Below are 13,544 nucleotides of genomic sequence, written 5' to 3'. Positions count from 1 at the left end.
ATGAACGGTGCCGAAAGCCTCGTCCAGACGCTGACCGAGCAGGGCGTCGACATTTGCTTTGCGAATCCGGGCACGTCGGAGATGCATTTTCTGAGGGCGCTCGAAAACCCGCGAATGAAGAGCGTGCTGTGCCTGTTCGAAGGCGTGTGCACCGGTGCGGCGGACGGCTATTACCGGATGAAGGGCACGCCGGCGTCCACTTTGTTGCACCTGGGGCCGGGCCTCGCGAATGGTCTCGCGAATATTCACAATGCGAAGCGCGCGTCGTCGGGCATGGTGAATATTGTTGGTGAGCATTCGGCAGCGCATCTCAAGTACGATCCGCCACTCACGTCCGATATCGAAGGGCTCGCGCGTCCGCTCAGTCATTGGGTGCGGCGAGTCGAATCGCCCGATGCGGTCGCATGGGATGTCGCCGCCGCCGTGAGCAAGGCAAGCGAGCATTCTGGCCAGATCGCCACGTTGATTTTGCCGGGCGATACGTCTTGGCAGGAAACGAGCGCACGCATCGACGTTCCGCAAGCAGTCGCTTACGCGAAGACGCCGGATGCCGCGCGTGTCGAACATATCGCGAGGGTGCTTCGTTCGGGCGAGCCGACACTGATCGTGCTCGCGGGCCGTTCGACGCGTGGCCGCGCGCTCGAACTGGCGGGCAGGCTTAAAAGCGCCACGCTTTGCCGGCTTGCGACGCAGTTCTTCACGGCGCGCATCGAACGCGGGGCAGGGCGTGTCACGCTGGAGCGCATTCCGTATGCGGTCGATGCTGCGATCGACTATCTCAAGGGCTTCAGGCACATCATCACCGTCGAAACAACCGAGCCGATCGCGTTTTTCAGTTACCCGGGCAAACCGAGTTTGCTGAAGTCGCCGGGCACGACGGTTCATGCGTTGGCAGAGGTGGGTGAAGACGGCACGGCGGGACTAGAAATGCTCGTCGATGCGCTCGGTGCCCAGCACGCGCCAGTGCTCCACCAGACGCGCGCTGACGCGACCGCGCCCGTTGGTGCGTTGAACCCTGCAAGCATCGCACAGGCGCTCGCTTCGGCCTTGCCCGAGAACTGCATTCTCGTTGATGAATCCCTCACTACAGGGCGCGAAACGATGGGGCTGACTGTGGGCGCAGCGCCGCACGATCTCATCAACAACATGGGCGGCTCGATCGGCTACGGCACACCGGTCGCAACGGGCGCGGCACTCGCGTGTCCGGATCGTCGGGTGTTCTGCATGATCGGTGATGGAAGCGCCATGTACACGATCCAGTCGCTATGGACGCAGGCCCGCGAAAACCTGAACGTGACGACGATCATCTTCGCCAACAACAGCTACGCGATCCTCAAGGCCGAGTACGCCAACATGGGTGCGGGCGCGCCGGGCGAGCGGGCGCTTGCCATGATCGATATCGACAGGCCGCGCATCGACTGGCTCGCGATGGCGAAGAGCATGGGCGTGCCGGGCGTCGCCGTCAACAGCGCGGACGCCTTTCACCAAGCCATGACTCATTCGGTGCATGAGTCCGGTCCGTGCCTCATCGAGGTCCGCCTTTAATTCGATCAAATTTAGAGCGAAAGGACAAAACACCATGGGAACGACGCAAAGCAAAAAGCCTGTGCTACGCACGAACCTCGCTACCTATCCGGTCACGAAAGCGATGAAGGACGGGCGCGTGAGTTCGGAACTTGTCAATTTGGACTATTGCGGCCCCACCCCGGCGCATAACGGCTTCAAGGCGATGGTGCGCGAGAATGCGTTCGACGCGGGCGAACTAGCGATTGTTACTTTCCTGCAGGCCAAGGCCTACGGTAAGCCCTACGTGCTGCTGCCGACGCCGATCTCGGGGCGCTTTCAGCATCACTGCGCGGGGTACAACATCGACTTTGGTCCGCTGGAGCCGAAGGACATCGAAGGTAAGAAGGTTGGCGTGCGCACCTACACGCAAACTACGGCGCTCTGGATTCGCGGCATTCTGCGCCACGAATACGGTGTCGATCTGGACCGCGTGACGTGGATGACGCTCGGCGACGGCCATCTTGCCGAGTATCTTGATCCGGAGAACTGCGTGCGTCTGCCGGCGGGTTCTTCGATCCCACAGATGATGCTGGACGGGGAGCTGAGTGCGGCGCTGCTTGGCGAAGACATGCCCAAAGATCCGCGCGTGCGCACGCTCGTGCCCGATGCACAAAACGCCGCCAAGGACTGGTTCGCGCGCGAAGGCGTTGTGCCAATCAATCACATGTTCGTCGTTCACAGAGATCTGTCGCGGCAGCGACCCGACATCATCCGCGAGTTGTATCGAATGATCGTCGAGAGCCGCGCGCTGACAGAAGGCGGCGTTCCCGCGATATTCCCGCCCATTGGCCTGGAAGAAAACCGCAAGGGCCTTCAACTGGCGATCGACTGGGCGCTGGATCAGAAGATCATTCCCCATCGCCTATCGGTGGATGAGCTATTCGACGACGTGACGGCCGCGCTGAAGTGATCCGCATGAAACAAGCGTCGCCACGGGTGGCAACGTGCAAGCTCATGAGGCGCCCAAACACCGCCTCAGAACGAGAACAATCGGAGACTGTCTGTGTATTCATATTCCTGCGTCAGGACGCTGCTAGCTTGTCTAACCTTCGGAGGCGCCTGCATTTCTTTTCCGGTCATGTCGAACGCCGCATCGAGTGGAACGATGTTGCTTAACCGTGTTGGACCTGTGACGTCCGAACTGTACGTGGCCAATGCAGACGGAACCGACGAGCACAAACTCATTCCAACCTCAGGATTCGACTACCACGCATCGTTCTCGCCGGATGGAAAGTGGATCGTTTTCACGTCCGAACGCGACGGGCTCGGCGAATCGAACCTCTATCGCGTCAAGACGGACGGTACGGACTTGCAGCGCCTTACCGATCACATCGCTGTCGACGACGCCGCCGAATTTTCGCCGACCGACCGGAACGTGATTGCGTTCGTGTCGTCACGCCGAGGGAAGGCAGATTTCGGCACCACTAACGTGTGGACCTTGAACATCGCAACCGGAGCGCTTAAAAATGTCACCGGCTCGATTAAGTTCGACGCAGACAAGCCTCACAGTTTTTTCCGGCCTTCATGGTCGCCTGACGGAGCGTGGTTAGCGTTGTCGTCCGATATCGGCTCCGACTGGCGTGGCCACAATCTTCCTGTGGGCTGGGAGCGCACGCAGGAAAGCAGCATCTACCTCATCAAGCCTGACGGCTCGGGGTGGAAGAAAATCGCCAGCAATCCCGGCTTTGACGACGGATCGCCCGCCTGGTCGCCAGACGGCAAGCACGTGGTTTTCTATGAGACGCCGGTGGAATCGACGTGGGGCGCGCATCGTCCGGAAGGGATTAATTCGGTTGGCTCACAGATCGTCTCGGTGGACGTGGTGAATCTGGAGAAGGCGGCGCTCACATCCTCTCCAGGCTTCAAGGTGTTCCCGCAGTTCGTCGGGCCGACGAATGTGGCCTATCACGTCAAGGGCGGCGAAAGGGAAGGCATTTATACGACGGCAGGAACGTTCCGCTCGACGGCCAATTCGGGAATCCGCTCGCCGCACTACTCGGCCGATGGAACCAAGGTCGTGTACGAGAAAGTGAGCTTTCGTCCGGCTCACGCGAACGGCACGCCGCTATTCAGCTTCGACAAAGACTGGAACTACGAATACACCGACGTGTTCCCGCAACTTTCGCAAGATCGGAAGAAGTTGGTGTACACGGAAAAAGCCCTGAATTCTTCGATCGCCGTCGTCAATCTTGATTTCACCGGCTATACGCGCATTTACGATGCATCGACGAGCGGTCTGGATGCGGACATGATCAAGAAGGGATTGGCTGGCGCATTCCAACCTACGTGGTCGCCGGATCGCGAGTGGGTAGCCTTTGGGATTGGCGACTGGTTCTTCACGCGAGGTGCGGGACCCGGCCGAATTGCACGAATCAAGGCCGACGGCAGCATGAATAGCCATCCCGAGATTCTGACGGATGGTTCCATCAACGCGGGCTACCCGAGCTATTCGCCGGATGGAAAAAAGATCGTCTACCGCGTATGGAGCCCGAAGGTGCAGGGGCTACGCATTCTAGATCTGGAAACGCATGAGACTACGGTCCTCACGAGCGAGCCCGACAATCTTCCGGGATGGTCGCCCGATGGTAGTCGGATCGTGTTCACACGCAAACAGGTCAATCCGAGCGATCTCAACAAATTCAACTATGACGTGTTCACCGTCAAACCGGATGGCACGGGTCTGGCCCGTCTGACTTCGGATGGATCAAACCAGGGACACGCGGTTTGGACCTGGGATGGCCGCATCGCGTACAGCTCGGGTACGTATGGCTTCAGGGACGAGCTTGCACTTTACGACAACAGCTTCCAGCCGGACGGACAGAATTGGGTGATGAACGCTGACGGCTCCGACCAGCACGCAATCACGGACACGCTGTGGGAAGAAGCGATGCCCTTATATATGCCCAACCACTGATCGCCCTGTTCAATCGATGTCGTGCGATTGATGAGCCACGACATTGATGCTGATTTATGGAATCAGGTTGCCGTTCGTCTTTGCACGCGCGCAAGCAGGATCCGATTGCACCCAGATGAGCACGCAAAAGTGCAAGTGAATGTGACGTTCGTCCAATGGCTCCAACGACAACATCGCGTACCTTTGATCTGGATACCTAACGTCATGAGCTAACAGTAGCTCTAAAATTATTAAGGCGGAGACATGAAAAAAATTTCAAAAAAATCGGTTAGATCGACCTTGGTTGCGGCAACTCTTTGCTGTCTCAGCGAGGTTAGTCTTGCACAGGTTGACACCGCTCCAAATGAATCACTTCCTACGCCTGCAAAAGAGACCGTTCCGCTACAGCCTAATGGCGTAGCCGCGCCGCTGAGCGCACCTAGCATAAAGTCCGGAGAGACGCCCGGGGCACCGCCTGTTTCCTGGAATGACACGTATATCGGCTACCGCTTCGGCAGCGACTTCCATTATCCCGGCGTCCCCGGCAGCGTAGTACAAAACATCGGGTATCTAACGACCATCGGTGGATTCAGATTCGGCAGTTACGCCTTTAATGTTGATTATCTGGTCTCCAATTCGGCAAATCCGGAAGCCGGAGGCCCTTCGTCGGGCGGTGCACAAGAAATCTATAGCGTTGGTCGTGTCGAACTGAGTGCTGAGAAAATTCTCGGTCGATCCGTTGGACTAGGTCCAATTCGTGATTTCGGATTCACGGCCGGGTACGAGTTCGGCGTAAAAAACGATGCTTATGCCCAGCGTGCCCGGATGCTCGTGTTTGGCCCCACGATCGAGTTCGCGGTACTGCGGGGATTCTGGAACATCACGCCCGGGATCCGAACGGAAAGCAACCATAACGGCATTACTGGCGTCGACATTCGTTTCCGTACCGCGTGGCACGTTGAAAGCTCATGGCTCTTCCCGTTCAGAGTCGGGCCAGTTCCTTTGATCTTCCGGGGCTTCGCGAGCGTCACCGGTCCCAAAGGCAAAGACGGATTCGGTGTTGAGACAAAAACAGAGTTTCTCACGCGGGCTTCTCTCCTTGCAGACCTTGGTTCGTTCGCAGGTCATCCCCGCGTCGTCTATGCGGGTGTCGGATATGAATACTGGTATCACATGTACGGAACACCGACGAATGCGGCTGTTAGCACGATTACGTCCCTACCGATGTTCGTTGCAGAAGTTCATTTTTGAGCGCCAGCGGTGAAGCCTATCTTTACGCGTGATGGTTCCGGATAATCGTTGAAGTTGGTACTTTGTGCAGCCAACCGCATTCTTTTGTTCGCTATGAACTCGCAAGAAGGCGGTCAGCCTATAATTGGAGACAAGCAATGAAAGTCATTTTAAGTGGCAAGACATACGGCGCTCTCGCCGCATTGATGGCGTTCGGCTTGGGGCTCGCCGGTTGTGGGGGGGATGCCAGCACCGCGCCAACCGTCACGACTACGAGCGCCGACAACGCGATTGCGAGCGTTTCAACGATCGACTTTGTTGACCTTGATGGTCCTAAGACCCAAGCAATCGTCATCAGATATAATAACACGCTGAAAGCAGGCACCGTAAATTTAAATACATACGATGCATACAGCTATGCGAACCTCGCACAGACTTACGACGATTCCGCAGCCGCCACCAGAAACGGTTTGAACGGGCAGTACCCGGCGTTTGCGAACCAAACGGGGACGCCGGGCGCCCCTACATACGTTTACGTGAGCTCGACGCCGACGATTGACTCGACCAATCATACGGGTAGTGCTAGCGGCAATTACGTCGTCATCGAACTGAACACCAATTATCTTCTGGCAAACACAGTCCCTTCATGGAGAGCAGGTGTGGCAGGCGGCGTAAAACAGAAAGCGGCGATCACCGCAAGCGAAAATCAAGTCATCAGCCCTGGCACAACAATAAAAGGAAATTACGTCTCGGACTATTATTATAATTTTGCGCCGGACGGCAGTAATAACTCTGTCTATCTTGACACGGTTCTAGATGACACGACTTATACCCTTAGGGACATTTCCGGGTACAAACTGTACACGGATGATCTCCTGGCATCTTATACGGGTACGTCACCGAATGGCGTTAAGATTACATACCCAAATGCGACAATATTGTCTATGGTTGCAGGCGCCCCATTCCAAGCGACTAACTGCTTTAGCGAGTACGATGGCAAGTACCATAACGTCAGTTTGAAATACAGCCTCTTTGTCCCGGCTGATTATGACCCGAGCAAGAAGTACATGGTAGTATTGCACACCCCAGACGCTGGTGGTCTGGGCGATGATCCTTTGGACAGCCTCACAGAAGCTCAGGAAGCCGCCAACTATGCTTCAGATCGGGTCCAAGGGCTTGCCAAGGCGCAGGGTTATGGCGGTCTGATCGTCGTCATTCCCCAGATACCTAACTCAGGCCAGGATGTTGCCGATAATCTGTCGGGCAACGAATATATTCCTGCAGTATGGCAGCTTCTCGATTCGATCGTTTCCCAGTATAACATCGATACCAATCGTATCTACGGATCCGGGCAATCCATGGGCGGGATGCAGACGTTGTACATGGCTTCCATGCGAGATAATTACTTCGCGGGAATTTGGGCGATCGCCTCACAATGGGGCAACAACTATAGTAAAACCTTTACGTATCCGACTGACGGAAAAATCATAACCAATCCCGATTGGCAGAATTGGTACTACGCGATTTCCGACGACAACGTTCTCGCGACTAACATGACTGGCGATCCCAGAGCCACCGGCTACTGGAATGAAACTCAGACGATCTTCAGTAAATATACTGGCGTAACCATCCCTTATGTGACCTGGGATCCGACGACGACCACCCAGGCGCAGCAGAACGCATCGCTTGACGCTTTATTGGCGACGCCTAACAAGCTGGGTATCTACTGGAACGCATTGGCTAACGGCAGCCATAAGTTGACTTGGGTTTACGCCAATAATATTACCGATAGCTACAATTGGCTTCTCAGTCAAACCAAGCAAACGGAGGATGCTCGCGGCAAACTGCCCTTGAATGGTCTTTACTCGACTGGGCAAGGGACGAACGGTTATAGCAGCGTTCAGTACTAGATTGCAATTACGCTCTGAGTTTAGGCAGCGTTCTCCTATCTAGGATTTGAACGCTGCCATTTGCTAATTGAAACATCGCCAACAATCAACTCCGGATTATTGACACATACCCGGTCTTGTCACGTTTGCTGAGCGGCGCTGATCGCAAGTAATGAACGCTAGGCGGGCGTGAAAATAGAACGGAGACTCCATGAATTCATTTAGGTTAGCTAAACGATACACGATCTCGGCCGCCGCGAGCGCCCTTTTCGGAGTCGGGTTCGTCGGCTGTGGTGGCGGCGATCATACGGACACGGCACCCCAAACCAACTCGTCTCTAACTTCTAGCAAGCTGGGCGTGGGAGCGGGCGCCGCGGAAATCGTCTTTCCGAGCACGATGTTCGCGAATCCAAGCGCAATTGAAGGCTTTGGCGGGACGATACATGACAACCCCCATGCCCGAGTGATGGTTCTCGAGACGAATAACAAGGTTGCAATAGTTTCCCTGGAACTGGTTAGAACTGATGCAGATGGAGTCGCACTCGTCAAAGAGGTCGTCAGTCAATACACTGGCACACCTAAAAACAATATATGGGTGCATTCGAACCACACCATTACTACCCCGCATGAACCGAGTGATGCTGCTCTGAAGAACGTATGGATGGGTGCGCTGCAGACCGCGATCACGACAGCCGCGAAACAAGCGCAAGCTTCTTTCCAACCGGCCACAGCGGGATTTGGTACAGGCACGAGCGATGTGAACGTGAACCGAAATGTCCTGATGTCGGACGGCAAATACCACATCGGCTTGAGCGGCACGCTTGCGTCTAACAAAAATATGACCATTCTCAGAGTCAACTCTGAGTCGTCCGGCAAGCCGATTGGATTCATCCTTAGCTATGGGATCAAGCCGACCGCGATCGATAATGCGGGGCAAGCTGCGGGAGTGCGGCAAATTTCCTCCGATGTACCCGGTGTTGCGTGCAATATGATGGAGAAGGAATTTGGTGCACCGGCATTGTTCCTAATGGGTGCAAGCGGCGATCAAATTCCTAAGTACGACGCTTACCGTGCTGTCGATAGCGGGAATGGGAAAGTGGCAGACAATGTTGACTTTTTTAACTTGGTCGGCATGGATTACATCAACCAACAAATGATGACCCTTGGCACGCAGATGGGTAACGACGCCATCTCGATCGCAAAGAACATCTCCGCTAAACAAGCCAACCCGGCAATTTCCTACGATGTCACGACATTTCAATGGCCGGATCTGGCGGGCGACGCGCTAACGGAGCTGCAAGTGGATGCCATCCGTTTCGGCGATTCTGCATTTATTGGATTCAAACCCGAGATCGATGCCGTGACCGAGCAACAGGTGCAGGCCGCAGCTGCAAAGTTGGGATTCGCCCACGTGATGCTCGACTCCTTTCTCGCCGGTGATTCGAAATACATGCCACACGCGGCGGCTTATACGGCGCCATTGACTGTTGAAGCGCAAAAGACAGGATTTTCCGAAGGCGGTGCAGAGGAGCTGGTGACCACCTCTCTAAAGCTCTTGAACGGCTTCGTGGGCCTGACCACCGCTGATACGGTTCCGCCCGCCGCGATAACCTCGTTATCGACAACCGCTAAAACGACCGGGCCCGTAACGATAACCGTCTCAGCTTACGACGATCTGAGCGGTGTCGCGGCCATCACTACGCCGAGCGGCTCTATCGTGCAAGGGTCGAATACGACGTACTCGGTGAGCGCGAATGGAACATATACCTTTATCGTCACTGATAATGCAGCAAACACCGCGACGATCCCTGTGACAGTTTCGAACATCCAGGCCACACAATAAGGTTATCGAAACGGCCAAAGGAAGAAGGAGGAGGCCGACCAACTCACATGGATTGGGCTTGCAAGCCAGCCGTACTGGTAGGTACTAGGGGGTGGGCAAAGACCTGTATCCTTGACACGAGTCGATGCCCACGTTTTTGCGCTGACTAGATCGACGAATACACGCGCGAATGCCTTGCCATCGATGTGGCGGGGTCAATTCGCTCGGTCCGGGTGATCGAAGTGCTGTCATAGTTCATCAGCCTCCATGGCGCGCCACGCTACCTGCGCTCGGACAACGGGCCGGAATTCGTCTCGCGCGCCATCCTGAAGTGGGCGGCGCAGAACGGCATGGATATGGCACTAAGCGATCCCGGCAAGCCACGGCAGAACGGTGCCGATGAAAGCTTCAACGGCAAGTTCCGCGACGAATGCCTCGGCCTGGAATGGTTTCGAACGCGCGTCGGAGCCAAGGTCGTCATCGAGCAATGGCGGCGCCACTACAATGCCATTCGACCACATTCAAGCTTGGCCTATCTAGCACTCAACGAGTTCAAGCGTTCAAGCAGCGGTGTTGTTCAATTGAAGCAACCGAGGCCATTCTTCAAGACTGAAATGGGCCGAAGAAATCGGGCAGGTCAAGGTAGTGTTGCATTGTGCGAAGTGTCAAGCGGTTATGTCCGTTGACAGGGCGAGCAGCGATTTACGATGTACTCGCCGGGCGCGCCATCACTTGGACCGGAGGTCGAGCGTTGCTTCTAGCAAAAGATCGCGACTACATTACAAGCGAGAAAGCAGCCGAGGCGGTAGGCGCATCTCAAGCGGTGGGCTCTCGCTGGTTCCGCTATCGTGGCGGAATGCCACTATCCATGTCGAAAGCTATCGCTGGTCGATACTTGTCGTTCGCTGAGCAAGAATGGATAGCATTGCTTTCTGTCCAAGGCCTTGGAGTACGCAAAATCGCTCGGCGTATCGGACGCTGTCGACGGCGGTCAGTTTCCATGCTTTTCGGGCGGCATCGTATATCCGCGTCGCGGCAGCCACATGGTAGAACGGCGTTGCCAAGGAGGAAAAACAGGCGCGACGCCTGCCTCAACTACCAGGTCCAGCCCGGCACCGCGCCTCCACAGGGTTTCCATGTGGCAGGCCTTCTGGCCGGCGGGAGAGCGGTGAGAGCTGCCAGTATCGCAGCGCTTGCGCCCGATGACGAGTAGACCGTAGAAGGTTGCGAGTACAGGTCGTCCCAACGCATCAGACGGTGTAGATTATTTTTACATAAGTAGCGTGATCGTTCGTATTCCCAAACGTAAGATGCGGACGCGATCGGATTGGCAGGCTAGTGGTGTTCCGAGAAACCGTCACACACACTAGAATGAGAAGAGAGGGTCGTCCTAGATGTTTCCTCTAGCAACAGCCAATTGGTGCATCTTCGGGTTCGGCGAACACAGAAGAGCCTCACGGACGGTCACGATCGGTTGATGACCCAAAACTGCGTCGCGCGTTGGCCGTTTGGTTGCATGGGATAGTTCAATCAGCGAGCATGCGGACTGTACTCGCGCGGCGAGCGCCGCGCCACCCCTTTGACTCAATCAATGGGTGAGCGAGGGCCCTTACCGAAATAATTGTTTCGACGCGCCTGCACCGCCGATCAACAGACTTAGCAAAAAGCTCGAGACCGCAACGATGCCCAGCACGGCCAGCGGATTTTCGCCGGTCTGATCGAACCATGTCCACCGTGCGGCCCGCGAACTCTTGAGTGGTCCCGGCGACTTGCCCGACTCTACCTTTGATTTGACTCATCGCGTCGCCGGCACCGCTGCCGATGGCCTCCTGTACCTTGCCTGTTGCCTCCTTCAACATTCCTTTCGCCTCGGTCGTGTCCATTTCCAGTCTCCCAGAAGTCGTCGGCACAGCGAGGGCTGCCACGCAACCACCATACCTACGGATCGCACGCGGCCTCGGTCAATTCGTTCTGAGCGGCGAAAGTGCGCCAGCGGCCGACGCTGCCAATTTGGTGTAATATAAGTGCCAAATGGCAGGAGGCGCTATGACCGTCATCGACAAAGTTTCGGCGGATTCGTTGTTGGGCGGACGCTCCGTCTTGCGCCGCGCACCGCGGTCGGGCCTCGAATGGGTGGATATCGTCCGTCACGGCATCTCCTCCCAGGCGCTCGACTCAATGCTCAAATCCATCGCGATTTCGCAGTCAGAACTGGCGCAGGCGCTCGATATTCCCGAGCGCACCTTGGCGCGGCGCAAGCGCGAAGGCGTCTTCAGCCGCGAGGAGTCGGCCAAGTTACTACGACTCGCGCGTGTCGCGGCGCGCGCGGCGGAAGTATTCGAAGATCTCGATCTGGCGATCGCGTGGCTCAAGGCGCCGGCAGCGGCACTAGGCGATGCTACTCCGCTCAGTCTTCTCGATACGGACATTGGCGCCGATAGCGTGATGGATACGCTTGGGCGCATCGAGCATGGTGTTTTTGCATGACCTTGACGACATGGCGGGTAGTGACAGAGCGGTATGCTGATAGCGCCTTTTCCGGCGAAGGTGCGCGCCTCTATGGTGGGCGGTGGAACTTGAAAGGGGTCGCGCTCGTATATACAGCACAGACACAATCGCTTGCGCTCCTCGAGATGCTCGTGCAGGACTCACCGCTGCGGGCCCGGTATGTGATGATCCCGGCGCGCATTCCTGAGACCTTGATCGGGCGCGTCGATGCTGCGAATTTGCTGCCCGACTGGAGAGAGCTCAGTGCAAGGACCGAGCTGCAACAGATTGGTGCTATGTGGGCGCAGAAGCGAACGAGCGCGGTGCTTGCGGTGCCGAGCGCGGTCGTCCCGGCCGAAACTAACTATGTGCTCAACCCCAGTCATCCAGACTTCGCGCAAATCGCGATTGGGGCCCGCAATGAATGGGAAACTGATCCGCGCTTGTTGCGGCGGGCCGCTCGAAACGACGTATGACAACGTGTCGTCGCCGCGCGACCGGCACTCATTTTGTTTTTCGCAAACGGGTTTGAGCTAGAGTTGCGGCCGCGTTCGGCACTGCCGCCTTGGAGAATCGCCACGGGCGCTGAACGGCGACGTTTGAAGGCGACTGGTAAAATCTGGCGACTGATTGCAGGCATGCACCATGGGATTCGAACAGCTCGTTGCGCTTAAGGCGCAGCAGAACCAGGACGCGAAGGGCAAAAAGGCCGCATCGCGCCGGACGTCGGCGCCAGTAGGCGTCGAAAGGGAAATTAAGCAGCCGTCGAAGCGTCCGGGAACATCTGCTGACGCGGCCACGCGCGCAGTCACTACGCTGCAACGACATTTTCCGCACGCCTTTCCGTGCAGTCCCGCACCAAAGGTTCCTCTCAAGGTTGGAATTGTCAAGGATGTGCTTGTCCAAGCGGCTTCGTTTGCGCTGAGCGAGCGAGACGCTCGTAATGGCGTCAAGCTCTGGTGTCGTGGCCAACGCTATTGGACCTGTCTCGTCGAAGGCAATATGCGCGTGGATCTCACCGGCGCAATCACCGGCGTTGTATCCGCTGCTGAAGCGGAGTACGGCGCAAGTCAGGAGAAGGCTCGGCTCGCGCGCAGGCAAGAGCAAATTGCGAACAATCGACATGGTCGGGCCGCGTTGACGGACAAGAAGACAGGCTCAACCGCAGATCGTATTTGGCATAAATCAGTTAGTAAGTATTGCATAGTATATTTTAGATTGGCTATTGTGTTTACTAGATAGGATATTTGATGAAGTCTTACGGCTCAAAACGACGCTTGATCGGAGTTGAACGATCATCCTGACTGCACGGCGAGGCTGAAGAAAAATCTCATTTGTGAACGCACGACCAGTTAGCGTGTCGCACAGCACGATATCAACATGAGTACACCAATGCTTCGTTTGTTGAGGGCATTCGCCCGAAACTTGGGTGTCTTGGGAATCATGTTGGGGACCATGAGAATCATCGGGGTAGTATCAAATGTTTTTTTAGGTCTGCAGGGAGCGAGGAATGAGATCGGACCGAGCTAAACCATATGCGCGTCGAAGGTCATGTGGTTTCCGGCTGGAGCAGTTGCCGCCTGGATTTGCCCCCGTAGTTCCGGACACCATCTCACACCAAGGTTGATGAATCGGCTTTACGTCGGAACTCGCGCGG

9 protein-coding genes and 2 pseudogenes are annotated in these 13,544 nt (G+C 56.3%); all 11 read left to right on the top strand.

Going from position 1 to position 13,544, the window contains the following annotated elements:
* The 11 genes and pseudogenes from NCT04_RS32770 to NCT04_RS32720 all read left to right on the top strand — a co-directional run bounded on the left by NCT04_RS32770 (position 1) and on the right by NCT04_RS32720 (position 13,129).
* Complete coding sequence (locus NCT04_RS32770) at positions 1 to 1,545, top strand: acetolactate synthase large subunit (RefSeq protein ID WP_250469983.1); 1,545 nt, start codon at positions 1 to 3, stop codon at positions 1,543 to 1,545.
* A gap of 103 nt (positions 1,546 to 1,648) precedes the next feature.
* Complete coding sequence (locus NCT04_RS32765) at positions 1,649 to 2,476, top strand: type 2 periplasmic-binding domain-containing protein (RefSeq protein ID WP_250469982.1); 828 nt, start codon at positions 1,649 to 1,651, stop codon at positions 2,474 to 2,476.
* Positions 2,477 to 2,644: 168 nt separating this feature from the next.
* Positions 2,645 to 4,480 (top strand): TolB-like translocation protein, encoded by a 1,836-nt coding sequence (locus NCT04_RS32760; protein ID WP_250469981.1) that lies wholly within the window; start codon positions 2,645 to 2,647, stop codon positions 4,478 to 4,480.
* A 243-nt stretch (positions 4,481 to 4,723) separates the two neighbouring features.
* Positions 4,724 to 5,710, top strand: coding sequence for a hypothetical protein (locus NCT04_RS32755; protein WP_250469980.1), 987 nt, complete (start codon positions 4,724 to 4,726; stop codon positions 5,708 to 5,710).
* A 137-nt stretch (positions 5,711 to 5,847) separates the two neighbouring features.
* Complete coding sequence (locus NCT04_RS32750) at positions 5,848 to 7,599, top strand: prolyl oligopeptidase family serine peptidase (RefSeq protein ID WP_250469979.1); 1,752 nt, start codon at positions 5,848 to 5,850, stop codon at positions 7,597 to 7,599.
* A gap of 190 nt (positions 7,600 to 7,789) precedes the next feature.
* Positions 7,790 to 9,421 (top strand): hypothetical protein, encoded by a 1,632-nt coding sequence (locus NCT04_RS32745; RefSeq protein WP_250469978.1) that lies wholly within the window; start codon positions 7,790 to 7,792, stop codon positions 9,419 to 9,421.
* 149 nt (positions 9,422 to 9,570) lie between these two features.
* Positions 9,571 to 10,013, top strand: a pseudogene (locus NCT04_RS32740) (integrase core domain-containing protein); the annotation flags it as partial.
* A gap of 94 nt (positions 10,014 to 10,107) precedes the next feature.
* Positions 10,108 to 10,379, top strand: a pseudogene (locus tag NCT04_RS32735) (helix-turn-helix domain-containing protein); the annotation flags it as partial.
* A gap of 1,067 nt (positions 10,380 to 11,446) precedes the next feature.
* Positions 11,447 to 11,887, top strand: a complete 441-nt coding sequence (locus tag NCT04_RS32730) for an Xre family toxin-antitoxin system antitoxin (RefSeq protein WP_250469977.1) — start codon at positions 11,447 to 11,449, stop codon at positions 11,885 to 11,887.
* Positions 11,884 to 12,363 carry an RES family NAD+ phosphorylase gene (locus NCT04_RS32725; RefSeq protein ID WP_250469976.1) on the top strand — a complete coding sequence of 160 codons (480 nt, stop codon included), beginning with the start codon at positions 11,884 to 11,886 and terminating at the stop codon, positions 12,361 to 12,363. The genes NCT04_RS32730 and NCT04_RS32725 overlap by 4 nt, the downstream gene beginning before the upstream one ends.
* 169 nt (positions 12,364 to 12,532) lie before the next feature.
* Positions 12,533 to 13,129, top strand: coding sequence for a ProQ/FinO family protein (locus tag NCT04_RS32720; RefSeq protein ID WP_250469975.1), 597 nt, complete (start codon positions 12,533 to 12,535; stop codon positions 13,127 to 13,129).
* Positions 13,130 to 13,544: the final 415 nt, after the last annotated feature.

Source organism: Caballeronia sp. GAFFF2, assembly GCF_023631485.1.
In the GTDB taxonomy this organism is placed as follows: domain Bacteria; phylum Pseudomonadota; class Gammaproteobacteria; order Burkholderiales; family Burkholderiaceae; genus Caballeronia.
This window is presented reverse-complemented; position numbering and strand designations above follow the sequence as displayed.